This is a genomic window from Dyella terrae (assembly GCF_022394535.1).
Classification (GTDB): Bacteria; Pseudomonadota; Gammaproteobacteria; order Xanthomonadales; family Rhodanobacteraceae; genus Dyella.
In genome coordinates this window covers 4005496-4021377 of sequence record NZ_CP089414.1, presented here as the reverse complement: position 1 = coordinate 4021377, position 15882 = coordinate 4005496, and the positions used below count along the sequence as shown (strand labels likewise).

16 protein-coding genes are annotated in these 15882 nt (G+C 62.3%); 8 read left to right on the top strand and 8 right to left on the bottom strand.

Going from position 1 to position 15882, the window contains the following annotated elements:
- Nucleotides 1–52: 52 nt before the first annotated feature.
- Both DYST_RS17620 and DYST_RS17615 read left to right on the top strand, forming a co-directional pair.
- Entirely contained in the window at nucleotides 53–469 is a 417-nt protein-coding gene (locus DYST_RS17620; protein WP_102301420.1) for a universal stress protein, read from the top strand.
- Between the two features lie 150 nt (nucleotides 470–619).
- Nucleotides 620–1441, top strand: coding sequence for a ferritin-like domain-containing protein (locus DYST_RS17615; RefSeq protein ID WP_102301421.1), 822 nt, complete (start codon nucleotides 620–622; stop codon nucleotides 1439–1441).
- Between the two features lie 275 nt (nucleotides 1442–1716).
- On the opposite strand, the gene DYST_RS17610 is transcribed toward DYST_RS17615, so the two are convergent.
- The 3 genes from DYST_RS17610 to DYST_RS17600 form a co-directional block, all read right to left on the bottom strand.
- Nucleotides 1717–2163 carry a DUF6491 family protein gene (locus DYST_RS17610; RefSeq protein WP_239947107.1) on the bottom strand — a complete coding sequence of 149 codons (447 nt, stop codon included), beginning with the start codon at nucleotides 2161–2163 and terminating at the stop codon, nucleotides 1717–1719.
- A gap of 58 nt (nucleotides 2164–2221) precedes the next feature.
- Entirely contained in the window at nucleotides 2222–2953 is a 732-nt protein-coding gene (locus DYST_RS17605) for a hypothetical protein (RefSeq protein ID WP_239947106.1), read from the bottom strand.
- Between the two features lie 85 nt (nucleotides 2954–3038).
- Complete coding sequence (locus tag DYST_RS17600) at nucleotides 3039–3932, bottom strand: LytTR family DNA-binding domain-containing protein (protein WP_102301423.1); 894 nt, start codon at nucleotides 3930–3932, stop codon at nucleotides 3039–3041.
- A 154-nt stretch (nucleotides 3933–4086) separates the two neighbouring features.
- Here DYST_RS17600 and DYST_RS17595 point away from each other — a divergent pair, with 154 nt between their 5' ends.
- The 6 genes from DYST_RS17595 to DYST_RS17570 all read left to right on the top strand — a co-directional run bounded on the left by DYST_RS17595 (nucleotide 4087) and on the right by DYST_RS17570 (nucleotide 9336).
- Complete coding sequence (locus DYST_RS17595; RefSeq protein WP_239947105.1) at nucleotides 4087–5310, top strand: acyltransferase family protein; 1224 nt, start codon at nucleotides 4087–4089, stop codon at nucleotides 5308–5310.
- 347 nt (nucleotides 5311–5657) lie between these two features.
- Nucleotides 5658–6797: an MFS transporter gene (locus DYST_RS17590; protein ID WP_239947101.1), complete on the top strand. Its 1140-nt coding sequence runs from the start codon at nucleotides 5658–5660 to the stop codon at nucleotides 6795–6797.
- A gap of 41 nt (nucleotides 6798–6838) precedes the next feature.
- A complete protein-coding gene (locus DYST_RS17585; RefSeq protein WP_239947100.1) occupies nucleotides 6839–7036 on the top strand; it encodes a hypothetical protein in 198 nt (65 codons plus the stop codon).
- 65 nt (nucleotides 7037–7101) lie between these two features.
- Nucleotides 7102–8307 (top strand): 5-demethoxyubiquinol-8 5-hydroxylase UbiM, encoded by a 1206-nt coding sequence (ubiM, locus tag DYST_RS17580; RefSeq protein WP_239947094.1) that lies wholly within the window; start codon nucleotides 7102–7104, stop codon nucleotides 8305–8307.
- Between the two features lie 76 nt (nucleotides 8308–8383).
- Entirely contained in the window at nucleotides 8384–8707 is a 324-nt protein-coding gene (locus DYST_RS17575; protein ID WP_102301428.1) for a hypothetical protein, read from the top strand.
- Between the two features lie 209 nt (nucleotides 8708–8916).
- The gene (locus tag DYST_RS17570) at nucleotides 8917–9336 is read left to right on the top strand and encodes a carboxymuconolactone decarboxylase family protein (protein ID WP_239947092.1); all 420 of its coding nucleotides are present in this window, start codon (nucleotides 8917–8919) and stop codon (nucleotides 9334–9336) included.
- On the opposite strand, the gene DYST_RS17565 is transcribed toward DYST_RS17570, so the two are convergent.
- The 5 genes from DYST_RS17565 to icmH all read right to left on the bottom strand — a co-directional run bounded on the left by DYST_RS17565 (nucleotide 9306) and on the right by icmH (nucleotide 15855).
- Nucleotides 9306–10208, bottom strand: a complete 903-nt coding sequence (locus DYST_RS17565; protein ID WP_239947090.1) for a LysR family transcriptional regulator — start codon at nucleotides 10206–10208, stop codon at nucleotides 9306–9308. The two genes, DYST_RS17570 and DYST_RS17565, sit on opposite strands and share 31 nt — an antisense overlap.
- 170 nt (nucleotides 10209–10378) lie before the next feature.
- Nucleotides 10379–13072: a pyruvate dehydrogenase (acetyl-transferring), homodimeric type gene (gene aceE / locus DYST_RS17560; RefSeq protein ID WP_102301431.1), complete on the bottom strand. Its 2694-nt coding sequence runs from the start codon at nucleotides 13070–13072 to the stop codon at nucleotides 10379–10381.
- 704 nt (nucleotides 13073–13776) lie between these two features.
- Entirely contained in the window at nucleotides 13777–14082 is a 306-nt protein-coding gene (locus DYST_RS17555; RefSeq protein WP_239947089.1) for a hypothetical protein, read from the bottom strand.
- A gap of 96 nt (nucleotides 14083–14178) precedes the next feature.
- The gene (locus DYST_RS17550) at nucleotides 14179–14697 is read right to left on the bottom strand and encodes an Hcp family type VI secretion system effector (RefSeq protein ID WP_239947088.1); all 519 of its coding nucleotides are present in this window, start codon (nucleotides 14695–14697) and stop codon (nucleotides 14179–14181) included.
- A 393-nt stretch (nucleotides 14698–15090) separates the two neighbouring features.
- Complete coding sequence (icmH, locus tag DYST_RS17545; RefSeq protein ID WP_239947087.1) at nucleotides 15091–15855, bottom strand: type IVB secretion system protein IcmH/DotU; 765 nt, start codon at nucleotides 15853–15855, stop codon at nucleotides 15091–15093.
- Between the last annotated feature and the right edge of the window lie 27 nt (nucleotides 15856–15882).

Below are 15882 nucleotides of genomic sequence, written 5' to 3'. Positions count from 1 at the left end.
GAGTCGATACAGCACGTCCGCTACCTCACGCCTGCCCGCCAAGAGGTCATGCATGCTCAAGTACTCGCTGGTCGGTTATGACGGTTCCCCCACCTCGCAACGCGCGGTTCGTTTTGCCGTGGAATTGGCGCAGGCCACCGGCGGTCGCGTCCGCGTCGTGTCCGTGTTGCAGGTGACCGAGGGGAGCGCAGATACCTGTGCGCTGATGATGACCGACCAAGGCGGCCAGCGTTGCTCGCGATTGCTTGAGGACGTGAAGCAACTTGTACCCGGTGCCGCATCGCTGATCGACGCCGAGGTCGTGCGGGGCAGCCCGGGAGACGTGCTGCTCGAGCAGGTGCGCCAACACCACGTGGATCATGTCGTGATCGGCCACACCGAGCGTGGCGCCCTTGCCCGCTGGCTGCTCGGGTCGGTCTCCGGCGACGTGCTGGAGCACGCCCATGTGCCCGTCACGGTGATCCGCTGACCTGACGGAATACCCTACGCGGCCCCGGGTCGGCGCCCGTTAATCCCCTGTCGCCGTCTCTCGTCGTATGCTGTCACATGATCGTCATGCCGGGCTGGCGCCGTGTCGTGCGCCACATCAGTCCTATGGCCCCCGCACAGGAAAGACCGCGTGAGCTACACCCAATCGTTGCCCTGGACTCTGGATAGCCTGGATTTCAGTCAGATCGACATCCCCCGCGTGCGCCAGAATGAAGACCTGTTCTTCCTGCTCTGCAGCGCCTCGTTCGTCGAAAGTGGTTCGGACTTATATACGCACAACCTCGTCGACCATTTCGCTGGCGATGAAACCCTGCAGACATGGCTCAGCCAGCATTGGGAGCACGAGGAACTGCAGCACGGCCATGCCCTCGCCGCCTACGTGAAGGCCGTGTGGCCCGAGTTCGACTGGGACAAAGGCTTCGCTTCGTTCTGGGCCGAGTACGGCGCTGTGTGCACCGCCGAACAACTGGAACCCAGCCGCGGACTGGAACTGGCAGCCCGCTGCGTGGTGGAAACCGGCACCGCCAGCCTGTATCGCGCGCTCAACGACATCACTGACGAACCTGTGCTCAAGCAGCTCACCGGCCACATCAAGAGCGACGAAGTCCGCCACTACAAAAACTTCTACCATCACTTCCGCCTGTACCGTGAACGCGAAGGCTTCAGCCGCTACAAAGTGTTCCGCACCATCCTGCGCCGCGTGAACGAGATCCGCAGCGAAGACAGCGACATTGCCCTGCGCCATGTGTTCAACCAGTGCTATCCGCACTTGAAGGAGAACGAAGCGGAGTTCAAGCGCATCACGGGGCGTGCGCAGGATTTGTTGCGGCGGAATATTCCGGCGGAGATGACGGTGAAGATGCTGCTGAAGCCGCTGGAGTTGCCGCCGCGGTTGCAGAATGCGATGGAGAAGCCGTTGGCGAAGTTGGCGGAGAAGTTGTTTCTCAACTGATCGGACTGGCGTCTTCCTCTTCCCTTCGGGAGAGGGTTGGGGTGAGGGGTCAATCTCGACTCACCGTCTCGTCTATGCCGTCATCCCTGCGCAGGCAGGGATCCAGTAGCCGTGAGTATGGTCGTCGCCTCGTGCGTTAGCGCGACCTGGCCGCTTACGCAGCGGGCGTTTCGATCGTCTGCCGACGACGCGACAACCAAGCGCAAAGTCACTGGACCCCTGCCTGCGCAGGGGTGGCGGTTCTTAAATGAAGCGGTGAGGCGAGATTGCCCCCCTCACTTCGCCGGCCGAGCCGTCTCCTCCACCTCACGCGGCTTACCCTGCTGCGGCGAATCAAGCTTCTTCAAATCCACCGGCCGAATCTGCTTGATGAAGCACGGCGGATCCGGCGGACCCGTCAGCACGCGGTCAAACTTCACCGATACCTCGCTGGCGCTGGACGTCAAGGCGATGTGGTTGGTGAATTCCAGGTTGCGACAGCGGCCGTCGAGATCGATCAGCCACGCCTCGTTGGAACGCGTATAGATGGCCAACTGCTCATCACTGAGCGGCTCCCACGACCACAGGCTGAAGTAGTGAAAGCTGTTGACCGGATCACCGGCCGCGGCAACGTACGCCTGTTGGCGTGCTTCCATGCGGGAGGTGTAATCCTTGCCCACGCGTGTGCAACCGCCGAGGGCGGCAACTACAGCGACGGCGGCAAGAAGATGTTTGGCTGCCATGAATATCATCTCCGTAAGTGCTGGACGTACAAACGCATGAGCTCCGTGCGGGTGCACGTTATTTCTTTTTGGCGGGCGACTTGGCGACGACCTGCCACTTGGTCGGATCGAAGCCGCCCGTTTCGAACACCAGCGTTTGCTTCTTCTCACCGTCCTGAAGCGTCACGTCCATGGTGATCTTCTTGGCCTTCTCCAACTGGGCGATAAAGCCCTTGTCGTCCTTGAACAGAAGCGCAGGTTCGCCAGTGGTCGGTGCGAACGCGGCGATCGTACCCGGCTTGCCGTCGAAAGTGGCCTTGATCGAGCACACGCCCTTGCACACAAAACCGTGTGGGCCGCCATTGAACAGAAAGGCGTTCTGCCCCCACTCGGTATGACGGCGCAGCACCAGGCGCACGCGCTCCTCACCCGAAGGCTGGCTGGTGTAAATAGTCGCGGTAGATTGCGTACCGCCTTCCATCGGCGAAACCTGGTACAGCCACAGGCCGGCCAAGCGATTCTTTTCGCTGTTTTCCTTATAACGCTGCTCGATCGCCGGCAGGCTCTGCTGCACTTCCTTGGCAGCATCGCTGTTGGGGTAGCGACTGAGGATTTCCTTGCCCATCGTCACCGCCATCTCGTCGTTGCCGATGCGCTGGAGCTGGTGATAGGTGTTGAGCTTGTCGGCTGAATCGTCAGCCGGCGCCGGCGCTTGCTGCGGCGCCTGTGCCTGATCGCCGGATTGGGAACAGCCCGCAAGCACGAGCAAGGCGCCGAGCGTGCTGGCGGCGAGATGTAGGCGCTGTTTCATGGACGGGTTCCTGTGGCGGGTAGGCACTAAGAGTGGAACGAGGGCCAATGGAGACGCAACCTTCATGTCTCCTATCGCTAGAAGCTCACGCGCTGACGGGCGTGTCGCCGAAGCGTTCGCGCAGTTGCACGCGGAAGCGGCGGCTGCACGGCAGCGTAGCGCCATCGCGCATGGTCAACCGGGCATCGCCGGTATCCAGCGGTTCGATCTCGGTGAGGTAGTCGAGGTTCACCAGATAACTGCGGTGCACGCGCACGAAACGCGAAGGGTCGAGGCGTTCTTCGATGCCGGCCATGGTGGCGCGTAGCGGGTAGTCACGGCCGCGAACGTGCATGTTCACGTAGTTGCCTGAAGCCTGCAGCCATTCGATCTCGCGCGCGGCGACGAGGAATTCCTTGCCCAGCTTGCGTACGAGGAAACGCTCCGGCCGGTCGACCGGTTCCACCGGTGGCCCTTCGTCCGGCTCCGCCAGCAAGCTGGCCTCGCCTTGCAGGCGCAGGATGAGCAGGCGATAGCCGCCGATGATGGCCAGGAACAGGAAGTAGGTACGAACGTCCTTCAGGTACTCGTACCCCAGTTGCTGTGGCCAGTCGCTGCCGAAGTTGTAGTGCCAACCCAGGATGGCCCGGTAGGCGATCGTGCGCAGCAAGACCATCAGGCCTACGTGCGCAAGGCAGAACGGCACGCTGAGCGCGAGGTGGATCTTCAGGTTCTGCCGCCAGTTGTCGAAGCGCAGCGTCCAACGGCGGCTGGCCATCACCACGAAGGGCACCAGCGCCAGGATCACCAGGCTGCTGGTCGCCTCCCATATCCACGGCTCGATGCTGTCAGCCCGGTGGGTGCGATACGTGTCGTCGAACCACGCCACCACACCATTGAATACGGTGTTGATCGTCATCGAGACGACCCAGAAGCCGATCTCGAAAGGTCGGCGCCAGCGTAGAAAACGGGCGTAGTCGAAGGCCGGCTTGGTGGTCATGCCCGGATTCTACGTGCAGCGGCGACCGAACCCGCCCTTTTCGTCCCTCGCTGCTCGCCACTCATCCCTGTTTGTGGTCAATCAATCACTTAGCGGGCGACACGGGGGTGGCTACGGCGGAGCATGCGCGGCACTTTCCCACGGAGTTCCGCTCATGAACCGCCGCCACGACATCGACGCCCTGCGCGTGCTGGCCTTCGGCCTGCTGATCCTCTACCACCTGGGCATGCTCTACGTCGGCCCGGCGGACGACTGGAAGTTCCATCTCAAGAGCTCTTACATCGGCGACTGGCTGGAGTACCCCATGCTGGCTTCCAGCTTCTGGCGCATGGATCTGCTGTTCCTGATCTCCGGCATGGCGGTGCACTTCCTTCGCGGGCGGCTGACTCTGCCGGCACTGGCATGGAAGCGCACGGTGCGCCTGCTGGTGCCGCTGCTGTTTGGCATGGCCGTGGTCATTCCCATCCAACCCTATGTCCAGGGTGTGACGGACGGGCTGGTGGAGCCGGGCTTTGGCCACTTTCTGCTGCGCTATTACACGGGCGGCCCCTGGCCGGCCGGGGCCTTCGATGGGTGGCAGTTCGGCGTCACCTGGAACCACTTGTGGTACCTGCCGTACGTGTGGATCTACACCTTGCTGTTGATCGTGCTGCTACCGGCGCTGGAGTCGTCGACGGGGCAGCGCGTCATTGCGGCCATCCACCACCTGCGCGGCTGGCCGCTGCTGGTGCTGCCCGCCTTGCCGCTGTTTGCCTACAACCTGCTGTTGGCGGCCCGCTTTCCCCAGAACCACGCCCTGTTCCACGACTGGTACGCCCATGCCGGCTACGCCACGATGTTTCTCTACGGTTACGCCATCGGCACGCATCAGGGCCTATGGCAGGAGCTGGCGCGCTTGCGCCACCGCTCGCTGGGCATAGCGCTGTTCTGCTTCACCACTTTTGTGGTGCTGGATCGCCTGGGTGATCTGCTCGGCATGAGCAGTTGGTCCGCCTCCACGCACGCCGCGTTTCACCTGTGCGAGCACGCACTACACTTCGTCTATATGTGGAGCGCCATTGCCGCCGTGCTGGGCTGGGGTCACCAATACCTCAACCGTCCGTTCCGCTGGTTGCCCTATGCGCGCGAAGCAGTGTTTCCCTGGTACATCCTGCATCAAAGCGTGTTGCTGGCCGTCGCCTACTGGCTGATCCCGCTGAAGCTGGGTCCGGTGCTGGAACCGACGCTGACGTTGCTGGGTACGGTCGGCGGCTGCGCGGTGCTGCATGAATACGTGATTCGCCGCACGCGCTGGCTGCGTCCGCTCTTCGGGCTCGACGCCGTGCCACGTGCAGCGTCGCCTTCCCTCTCCTTCACCGAACAGACGCAGCGTGCATGAGCTCTCTGGGCAGCGGGGCTCAGGTCTCGCTGCCCATGGTGGAATCCCGATGCTCGATGCGGCGGATACCGGCCGCATTCGTGTGCACGTTTGGAGGTCGTCTCCACCGTAGGAGGGCAAACGGCAAGGCGCGTTCACATCCTTATGAAGCAGAGGTGCTTTGCCTGGAGGCGTCACCTGCCGATAATGGTCGCATCCCCGCAAGGATCGCCTCATGACGCCATCCCCCGCGCAAGCTTCCGCGGACTCGCTGCGTTCACACCCCGCATTCGTGCAATTCTGGTTTGCTCGCATCTGTTCGAGCTTCGGCTTTCAGATGCTGTCGGTCGCCGTGGGCTGGCAGATCTATGCCGTCACCGGACGCGCACTGGATCTCAGGCTTGATTGGCCTCGTGCAGTTCTTTCCTTCCGTGATGCTGGCCTTGCCCGCCGGACACGTGGCCGATCAGTTCGAGCGGCGCCGCATCGTGATGTTCGGGCAGATCGTGGACATGCTGGCTATTGCGGTGCTCGCGGCCATCACCCTGATGCATCTGGCGCAGGAGACGATGATCCTCGCGCTGATATTCGTTATCGGCGTGGCCAAGGCGTTCGAATTCCCGGCCATGCAATCGATGCTGCCAGCGTTGGTTCCATCGGCCATCCTGCCGCGTGCCATGGCCGCCAACGCCTCAGCGGGCCAGGCTGCGATGATCATGGGCCCGGCCGTGGGCGGCCTGCTTTATGTCGCCGGCCCAGGCACGGTCTATACCGTGTGCACGGTGCTGTATCTGATCGCCGTGCTGCTGATGGGGCACCTGCGCTACGAGCAGGCGCAGCCTAAGCGCGAGCCAGCCACACTGACGACACTGTTCGCCGGCGTGCATTTCATTCGCCGCCGCCCCGACGTGCTCGGCGTGATCTCACTCGACCTGTTCGCCGTGTTGCTGGGTGGCGCGACGGCACTACTGCCCATCTTCGCCAAGGATGTCCTGCACACCGGCCCCTGGGGCCTGGGACTATTGCGCGCCGCGCCTGCCGTGGGCGCGCTGCTGATGTCGCTGTGGCTGGCCCGCCACAGCATGGAACGCCGCGTCGGCCCGATCATGTTCGCGTCCGTCGCTGGCTTCGGACTGGCTACGCTGGTGTTCGCTGTGTCCAAGGTGTTGTGGCTTTCGCTTGCGGCATTGTTCGCACTGGGCGCGTTCGACATGGTGAGCATGGTGATCCGCGGCGCGCTCGTGCAGTTGGACACCCCTGACGACATGCGCGGGCGCGTCAGCGCAGTCAATGCCATCTTCATCAACACGTCGAATCAGTTGGGTGAATTCGAATCCGGGCTGCTTGCGGCATGGGCGGGAGCGGTCAACGCCACCCTCATCGGCGGCATCGGCACACTGGTGGTGGTGGGGCTCTGGATGGCTATGTTCCCCACCCTGCGCAAACGGCAAAGCCTGCGAACGGAACTACAGACGATCGAACCGACGGGCGCCAACGACACGATCTAAGGTCAGGCAACTGGCATCGCAACAGGTCATGCAGGGCGCACATGTCAGCCAATGTACCGCCCTTCTTCCGCGCATGGATGGAGCAAGTGATGGCGCTCCAGCGGGTGGAAGCGATATTCCGGCCTGTGGCGCTCGCGGCCATCTTTGGCTGGATCGCGTGGCGGCTGTGCAGCGATGTCGTGCGCCGCGAGTTCAAAGCACTCACCACGACGAACGAGGTATCGCCTAGCGCGCCTTGATACGCATCAAGGCTGCCGAAACGGCGGGCGCTAGGATGGGATAACTCCCCATCGCAACCTATGCCATGAATGTGGATATCGCGATCGTCGGCGCCGGCCCCGCCGGACTTTGCCTGGCCCGGTCGCTCGCTGATACGGGCCTTAGCCTCCTGGTCATCGAACAGCAGTCGCAGGATGTGTTGCAGGAGCCGCCGTACGACGGGCGCGAGATCGCACTGACACCGCGATCCGTCCGCATCCTGCGCGACCTCGGTATCTGGCAGCGGCTCGGCCCTGCCGATATCTCTCCACTACGCAGCGCGCGCGTGCTCAATGGCGATGTGGAGCACGGCCTCCACGTCACGCCACACCGCCGGGATGATACGGAGCTGGGCTTTCTCGTCCCCAACGACCGTATACGCCGCGCCGCGTATGCCAGCGTGGAACACGAGCCACACATCACCCTGGCATGCGGCACGTCGGTCGAAAGCGTCGTGCTGAACGACTCTATAGCGCGGCTGCACCTGTCGAACGGCAACGAGGTGAATGCGAAGCTGGTGATCGCCGCCGACAGCCGCTTCTCACGGCTGCGGCGCGACGCAGGTATTGCCGCCGACATGCACGACTTTGGCAGAACGATGCTGGTTTGCCGCATGGCGCTGGAGAAACCTCATGGCGACGAAGCGCTGGAATGGTTCGGTCATGCACAAACCTTGGCCTTACTGCCCCTGCGCAACGGCGAGGCATCCACCGTGGTCACGCTACCGCCCGAGAACATGCGGCGACTCATGGACATGGACGACAACAGTTTCAACGCCGAAATGGGCCGACGTTTCAACCATCGTTTCGGCGCGATGCGGCTCACCTCGACACGCCATGCGTATCCTTTGGTCGGCGTGTATTCCCGACGCTTCGCGGCCCAACGCTTCGCTCTGATCGGAGATGCCGCGGTGGGCATGCATCCGGTCACGGCACATGGCTTCAATCTCGGCCTGCGGAGTGTCGAGACGCTGGCTTCATTGATCCAACAGGCCGTGAAGGGCGGAAGGGATATCGCCTCGCCGGATCTGCTTCTGCGCTATCAGCGCATGCATAGGCGCGCCACGTGGCCGCTGTACGCCGCGACCATGACCATCGTCACGGTGTACACCGATGATCGCCCTGTCGCACGTCGCGTTCGCGCGGCCTTGTTGCAGGCCAGCCAAACGCTGGCACCCGTGCGGCAGGCCATTGCACGCACGCTTGCGTCAGGCGGCCACAGTGTTTTCATCCCTTCCCGACATCGCGGCTGAACAGTGCGCTCTATCATTTACGCACCGCTCACACCGCCGCTGGCAACGTGAGAACCCTTACTGCAAGGAGGACGCCATGAGCCGTCACTATGACCTTGAAAACACCGTCAACGGCGTCCGTGACCGCGTTCGTCACTATGCCGGCGAAGCTGCCGACCGGGCGGACGAATTGATGGAACGTAGCCGCGACGCCGGCCGCCGTTTCGGCCGCAGCCGCAACACCTACGCTCGCCGCATCGGCCATGCCGCAGAGGATTTCGCCGATGAAGCCAACTACCAATACCGCCGCCTGCGCCGCAACGTGACCCGCCACCCGGTGGCAACCACGGCCATCATTGCGGGCACCGTCGGCGCGTTTTTCCTGCTGCGTCATCTTTTCCGCAGCCGCGACGACGATTGAACAAGGCTCGTGACCGAAAGAACCCGCCGAAAGGCGGGTTTTTTATTGCTGCGCGTCATTGCCCGGGGAGAAGGCATTCCGCCATCGACGTGGCTGATTCCTCACCCAGAGTGTGAAGTCATTTCACTGCATCCGCGTTTTTGACGAGCGTCCGTCGAGCCACACTTCCTGTGCCCGCCAAACCCCGGCGGTTCACCAGGAGCCTCGACATGACCCAGCAGCTTCTTTCCAGGGATGAGACCTACGCACGCGGACTGGCGTTGTTTGAACGCCTGCATGGCGGACATAGCGGCCAGCAATTGGCCGAATCGCGTGAGGACATCTGCCCTGATTTCCTGACCATGACCATGCAGTGGGCATTCGCCGGCGTGCTGGACCGCCCCGGACTTGATCTGGCGACGCGGGAACTGGTGGTGATCGCGTGTTGCGTGACGCAAGGCTATCTCTTGCCGCAACTACGGGCGCACATCGAAGCGGCGCTGGTGGCCGGCGCATCGCGCGAGCAAATCATCGAGGCGATCTTGCAGACGATGTTTTATGCCGGCGGTGCAGCGGTCAACAATGCATTGGGCGTTGCGGCCGAGGTTTTTGCCGCTACTCAGCCTTCGGAGTCCCTCGTCGAAAAGTGATCGAGCGCGAACTCGACGAATGCCCGCAACTTGGCTGGCAGTTCCACGTCACGCGCGTAAAGCAGGTAGAAGTCACGACCACGCGCCGAATAGCCCTCGAGCAATCGGCGCAGGCGTCCCGTCTCCAGGTCGGTTTTCACCAGGCCAAGCGGCTGCAGGATGATGCCACCGCCGGCCAGCGCAGCCTCGCGTAGCGCAGGACCGTTATCAACACGCAGCCGATAGGTCACGGGCACTTCGTGCAAGCCATCGTGCCCTTCGAATCGCCATGCGTGGCGCGGTCCCCAACGGGTATGGCCAAGGCAATCGTGTGTCAGCAGATCGTCCGGTGTTGCTGGGGTGCCGCGCCTCGCCAAATAATCTGGCGAGGCGCAGACGACCATCCGATAGTACGGCGGCAACGATCGTGCAATCAGTGACGAGTCGGCCAGCGGCCCGATGCGAAACGCCAGATCGATGCCGTCGCCGACCGGGTCGACGGGTGCATCCGTGAGCACCAGCTCGATATCGACGCCCGGATATTTCGCTTGAAATGCCGCCATGGCGGGCGCCAGTTGCGTCACGCCAAACGAGATCGGTGCTGCAATGCGCAGTTGCCCCGAGGGATCACCACGCAGTGCGGCTGCATCGTCATCGGCCGCCTCGACCCGATCGAGTATGTCCCGGCAACGCTCGAAATACAGAGCGCCCGCTTCGGTCAGTTGGTGGCGGCGTGTCGTGCGATGAAGCAGTTTTGTGCCGAGGCGAGCCTCCAGCGCATTCAGGTGCTTGCCAACCATGCTTGGCGACAGGCCAAATCTTTCGGCAGTGGCGGTCAGGCTGCCGGTGCGTACGATCTCAACGAACACTGCCATGCTTTCAAAGCGGTCCATGACGTAACGCCGGGCCGTGAGTGAGGAGTGCTCTATGGTGACGGAACCGTCCCGCGTTGTATCGGCTAGCCTTCCGCTTATCGACATCCCTTGGCATGGCGTTTCGCGACACCGTCCAAGAAAAAGCCCGCCATAAGGCGGGCTTTTTCAACACAGGAACACCACCGGCTTCAGACCGTTTGCGGGTTCGGCTTGTCCGGATCCAGCTTGTAGGTCTTGATGGCGCGGGCAACATCCTTGGCGTTGACCTTGCCTTCCTTCGCAAGCGCCGCAAGAGCCGCCTGCGCGATCCAGTAACGATCGACTTCGAAGAAGCCACGCAAGTGCTCGCGCGTGTCCGAACGGCCAAAGCCGTCGGTACCCAGCACGGTGTAGCGCATACCGTCCGGCATGAAGGCGCGGATCTGGTCGGCGTACTCGCGCACGTAATCGGTGGCCGCCACGGCCGGACCCTGATGGCCCTGCAGCAGACCGGTGACGTACGGCAGTCGCTGCTCGGCTTCCGGATGCAGGCGATTCCAGCGCTCGGCATCAAAACCGTCACGACGCAACTCGACGAAGCTCGGGCAGGACCAGATATCGGCGGTGACACCGAAGTCCTTCTCCAACAACTCAGCCGCGGCGATGACTTCGCGCAGGATGGTGCCCGAACCCAGCAGCTGCACGCGCGGCTCGCCCTTCTTCGGCTTGCCGGCATCCTTCAACAGGTACATGCCCTTGATGATGCCTTCCTCGACGCCCTGCGGCAGATCGGGGTGGCTGTAGTTCTCGTTCATCACGGTGATGTAGTAGTAGACATCTTCCTGCTCCTGCACCATGCGACGGGTGCCGTCCTGCAGGATCACCGCGACTTCGTAGGAGAACGTCGGGTCATACGACTTCACGTTCGGAATCGCGCCAGCCATCAGATGCGAACTGCCGTCCTCATGCTGCAAGCCTTCGCCGTTGAGCGTGGTGCGGCCAGCGGTGCCACCGATGAGGAAGCCACGCGCGCGCATGTCGCCTGCCGCCCAGGCCAAGTCGCCGATGCGCTGGAAACCGAACATCGAGTAGTAGATGAAGAACGGCAGCATCGCCTGGTTGCTGATGCTGTAGCTGGTGGCCGCCGCCATCCAGGCTGCCATGCCGCCAGCCTCGGAGATGCCTTCCTGCAGCACCTGGCCCTTCTGGTCTTCGCGGTAGTACAGCAGCTGGTCAGCGTCCTGCGGACGGTACTTCTGACCGAACGGCGCGTAGATGCCGATCTGGCGGAACATGCCTTCCATACCGAAGGTACGCGCTTCGTCGGCCACGATCGGCACGATGCGTTCGCCGATCTGCTTATCGCGCAGCAGCAGGTTCATGCCGCGCACCAGCGCCATGGTGGTCGAAATTTCGCGCTCGCCCGTGCCCTTGGTGATCTGCTCGAACGCCTGCAGTTCTGGCGTCTTGAGCTTGGCGTCGGCGTGACGGCGACGCTGCGGCAGGAAGCCACCCAACGCGCGGCGACGCTCCATCATGTACTCCACTTCCGGCGAGTTCTTTCCCGGGTGGAAGTACGGCACATCGGCCAGCTTGTCGTCCGTCACCGGAATGTTGAAGCGGTCGCGGAAGTGGCGCACGGCGTCCGCGTCCAGCTTCTTCTGCTGATGCGTCGGGTTCTGCGACTCACCGGCCGCGCCCATGCCGTAACCCTTCACCGTCTTGGCGAGGATCACCGTGGGCATACCCTTGGTGTTCACGGCCTGGTTGTAGGCCGCGTAAACCTTGTGCGGATCATGACCACCGCGGTTGAGGCGCCAGATGTCGTCGTCCGACAGGTTGGCGACCATCTCGCGGGTTTCGGGATACTTGTTGAAGAAGTGCTCACGCGTGTACGCGCCACCGAAGGCCTTGCACGCCTGGTACTCGCCGTCGACGGTTTCCATCATCAGCTTGCGCAGCACGCCCTTGGTATCGCGTGCGAGGAGCGGATCCCAGTAGCTGCCCCAGATGACCTTGATGGCATTCCAGCCGGCGCCACGGAACACGCCTTCCAGTTCCTGGATGATCTTGCCGTTACCGCGCACCGGACCGTCCAGGCGCTGCAGGTTGCAGTTGATCACGAACACCAGGTTGTCCAGGCCTTCGCGGCCGGCCAACGAGATGGCGCCAAGCGACTCGGGCTCGTCGGTTTCGCCGTCGCCCATGAAGCACCAGATCTTGCGGTCGGTCTTCGGCACCAGGCCGCGGTGTTCCAGGTACTTCCAGAACTGCGCCTGATAGATCGCCTGGATCGGACCCAGACCCATCGACACCGTCGGCACCTGCCAGTAATCCGGCATCAGCCACGGGTGCGGGTACGACGAAAGGCCGCGGCCGTGGCCGGCGACTTCCATGCGGAACAGGTCGAGCTGTTCCTCGGCAATGCGGCCTTCCAGGAAGGAACGCGCATAGATGCCCGGGCTGGAGTGGCCCTGATGGAACACCAGGTCACCCGGGTGGTCCGCGCTCGGCGCGCGCCAGAAATGGTTGAAGCCCACGTCGTACAGCGTGGCCGACGACGCGAAGCTAGCGATGTGGCCGCCCAGCTCGCCCGGCTTGCGGTTGGCGCGCACGACCATCGCCATCGCGTTCCAGCGAATCAGGGTGCGGATGCGCCATTCCATCGCGGCGTCGCCCGGCATCTTGGCTTCGTTGCCCGGCGAAATGGTGTTGACGTATTCGGTCGTCGGGTTGAACGGCAGGTAGCCGCCGGCCCGGCGTGTCGAATCGACCATCTTCTCCAAGAGGTAGTGCGCACGCTCAGTGCCATCGTGGTTGATGACGGCGTTGAGCGATTCGACCCATTCCTGGGTTTCGGTCGGGTCGAGGTCTTGATGAAGGATGTCGTCGAGCTGATCCATGGGGAGCTTCTCTCCGCGGCGCCGGGGGCTTGGCGCGGCTATAGGTGGATCGCCTCTGGGTGAGAGGCGGGAAACCCTCCGAGTGTAGCTCCGGCGGGGTTTTTCGCCAATTGGATCGAGACAATACGGGGGCGAATGGAGATGGGGGAGTGGGTTCGACTTTGGTCGGGGTGACTATTGCTTGCGGCGTCTTTCTTATGAGGTGCGGTATGGGGTTGGTTGCTTTGCTTGATTGTGATTTCGCGACCACCTGGCTCCCTCTTCCTTTCGGGGAGAGGGTTGGGGTGAGGGGACACTCTTGCCTCACTACTTCAAAAGCACCGTCACCCCTGCGCAGGCAGGGGTCCAGTGTCCTTTCGCTCGGTTGTGGCGTGGTCGCGATCTGGCTCGCCTGCGGCGGGCTTCCGCCCTCCTGCCGGAGGCCGGGTCACTTTCTCTTGCATGCCCAAGAGAAAGTAACCAAGGAGAAGGGCACCCCCACTTGGCGCTGGCCGGTGAAGCTGGCCAGTTCGTGAGGGGTGGCCGGGCTTTTCGACAGGGCTTTCTGCCCTGGCGAAAAGGGATCGGCATCCCTGCCGATTCCCCTGTGGGCCTGATCGTCCACCCCTCACCGCCGCACAGGGGGCCCGAGGGTCAAAAGCGCCGAGCCGAAGGCTCGTGCAGCGGAGCTGCACATCGCACTCACAGGTCGCGTTGCTCCTGCTCTAGTGCAGAAAGCCAAAGCAGATGGACGATGCCGTAATGCAGCGAGTACTCCACAACGGTCGGGAAGCGTAACGCGTCCGCCGAAAGCCTGTTGCGCCCTGTTCGACGCTGGAAATTATGCCGTGGACATAGCGCATGCCTTGCTCGCCGTGCCAGATCGTAAGCAGGGCTGGGTTTTCGGAGCTGAGATCAACTCTCAGCTTGAAGGGCGAGGACAGGGATTCCTCTAAACGAAACTCGACCACTTGAACGGCGAGGCCGCTGGCAGGTTGAAAGGTGAAACGAAGATCGGGCTGAAGAGACATGGTGCCTCCTTGCGAGTCGATACACGGCGTTCGATGGTCATTGAACCCAGCGAAGCCACGACCCGCGGCAGGGCGGATCGTGGCGATTGCTTACCTTTAGCCTTCCATCGGCTTGCGCCAGTCATCCGAAGATTCGGTGCCGGCGATGCTGTGGGTCCAAGTGATCTTGCGGTAGGCCATGGCCACCTTGATCAACTGGGTGTAGTCGGACTTCGTCGTGTCCTGCGCATGCGGCAGCACGGTGTTGATGTCCACGATGGTGGCGTCTTCGAGCTTGGTGGTGAAGAAGTGCTCCTGCTTGCCATCGACCGACGTGCGGAACCACTGCACTTCGACGCTGGGCAGCATTTCGCCGGAGGCGAGCGACTGATACATCAGCGGCACGGCCTTGTTGAGCGCGCAGGTGAACACAAGCGGCTTGTGCACGCGCTGGCCCGACGGCTGACCGCTCTGCGGATCGGTCGGCGTGGTGACGCGGTGTTCGATTTCCTGCACGAGGATCTGGTCCTCGTGGCCTTCCACGTAGACGTTGCCGACGGAGTCGGCGGTGAAGGCGCCCTTGGTGATGTTGCCCTGGGTCTTGCCGGTGATGCTGATATAGGCGGGTGTTGGCATGACAAAGTCCTTTGTCGTAATGAAGACGGCCGCGGGGCCGGGAGCCATCCAGAAAGGGATGGATATCACGCCTACAGCAATCGCCATGCCAACACGAGAGGGCCGATAAAAAGCGCATGCATATCAAGCGAATAAGAGAAGTTTTCGAACAAAAGGCCGCAGGCGCTTGCACTCGCGAGCCCCAACATCCCCGTTTCTCCGGCTAGATCGGGCAATGGGTTGCCCGATGCTCGCTAAGTGATTGATTGCACGGCCTGCAAAGTGGGCAATCTTTTGCCCAAGCGGGCAATTCATTGCCCGCTCCCTGTTTCTTCGCGGCTTACACCAAGAGAAAGTCCAGTGACGATCGGCGCCATCGCGGCTACCGACGACGATGCCGGCGGGTCTCCCCATCTATCGCTTGAGCATGGTCTCCAGCGAGCGAAGCACATCATCTGTCGTGTGATGAAGGCTCATCGCAAACAGCCCATAAACGACGACCAAAGCACCAAGCACGGCTAACCAAGGCGTCCACCAAGGTAGCTGTCGACCCACGTTGTAGCGACGTGTGGCGACATGATCCTGCGCATCCGTCAACTGCTCGGGCGCATCTCCTCGCATATCGCGAAGAACGGCGTGCAGTTTCCGGATGATCCCCTGAAGGGATTCGCCATGGTTGTGCTGTACGCCGTATTTGCCTTTGAAACCCAAACAAAGGCACATGTACTTGAGCTCCAGTACGTCGCGGTACCTTTTCGGGTCCATCAACATGCGCGAGAGGACGGTAAAGAACTTCTCGCCGCCCCACGTTTCCTGGTGATAGTGGCTAAGCAGGGAACGTTCCGCCCACAGGGAGTGGGCTCCCCAGGTCGTCTGCATGACGGCCTCGTCGACGAATGAGCACACGGCATAGCGGTAAGCGAGTAGCGTCGCGCCATCGTAGCCCTGCTTGCGCACCTCTTCGTCTATCGAGGCGATTTGGTCGCGTACGGCGCCATACAAGGATTTGACATCCTTGCACTCGTTGACCCGCCGCAGACGGATCACCAGGCCAAAGAGCGGAAGCGCTGCATCCACCAGAGGGTTGTAGCCATGGCCCCGCAGCGAAAAGCCCAGGTCAGCATCGTTGTCGATAGAGGCGATGGTTTCAAAGCCAATATTCTGCTTCTGAGCGATCACGGAAGCGGGTGCGGAACGCAGAAAGCC

What these genes read in the sequence shown, in the direction of transcription:
- DYST_RS17620 (WP_102301420.1), top strand. Translation starts at nt 53, where the DNA reads ATGCTCAAGTACTCGCTGGTCGGTTATGACGGTTCCCCCACCTCGCAA.
- DYST_RS17610 (WP_239947107.1), bottom strand. Translation starts at nt 2,163, where the DNA reads ATGGCAGCCAAACATCTTCTTGCCGCCGTCGCTGTAGTTGCCGCCCTC.
- DYST_RS17605 (WP_239947106.1), bottom strand. Translation starts at nt 2,953, where the DNA reads ATGAAACAGCGCCTACATCTCGCCGCCAGCACGCTCGGCGCCTTGCTC.
- DYST_RS17600 (WP_102301423.1), bottom strand. Translation starts at nt 3,932, where the DNA reads ATGACCACCAAGCCGGCCTTCGACTACGCCCGTTTTCTACGCTGGCGC.
- DYST_RS17595 (WP_239947105.1), top strand. Translation starts at nt 4,087, where the DNA reads ATGAACCGCCGCCACGACATCGACGCCCTGCGCGTGCTGGCCTTCGGC.
- DYST_RS17590 (WP_239947101.1), top strand. Translation starts at nt 5,658, where the DNA reads ATGCCGTCACCGGACGCGCACTGGATCTCAGGCTTGATTGGCCTCGTG.
- DYST_RS17585 (WP_239947100.1), top strand. Translation starts at nt 6,839, where the DNA reads ATGTCAGCCAATGTACCGCCCTTCTTCCGCGCATGGATGGAGCAAGTG.
- ubiM (WP_239947094.1), top strand. Translation starts at nt 7,102, where the DNA reads ATGAATGTGGATATCGCGATCGTCGGCGCCGGCCCCGCCGGACTTTGC.
- DYST_RS17575 (WP_102301428.1), top strand. Translation starts at nt 8,384, where the DNA reads ATGAGCCGTCACTATGACCTTGAAAACACCGTCAACGGCGTCCGTGAC.
- DYST_RS17570 (WP_239947092.1), top strand. Translation starts at nt 8,917, where the DNA reads ATGACCCAGCAGCTTCTTTCCAGGGATGAGACCTACGCACGCGGACTG.
- DYST_RS17565 (WP_239947090.1), bottom strand. Translation starts at nt 10,208, where the DNA reads ATGGACCGCTTTGAAAGCATGGCAGTGTTCGTTGAGATCGTACGCACC.
- aceE (WP_102301431.1), bottom strand. Translation starts at nt 13,072, where the DNA reads ATGGATCAGCTCGACGACATCCTTCATCAAGACCTCGACCCGACCGAA.
- DYST_RS17555 (WP_239947089.1), bottom strand. Translation starts at nt 14,082, where the DNA reads ATGTCTCTTCAGCCCGATCTTCGTTTCACCTTTCAACCTGCCAGCGGC.
- DYST_RS17550 (WP_239947088.1), bottom strand. Translation starts at nt 14,697, where the DNA reads ATGCCAACACCCGCCTATATCAGCATCACCGGCAAGACCCAGGGCAAC.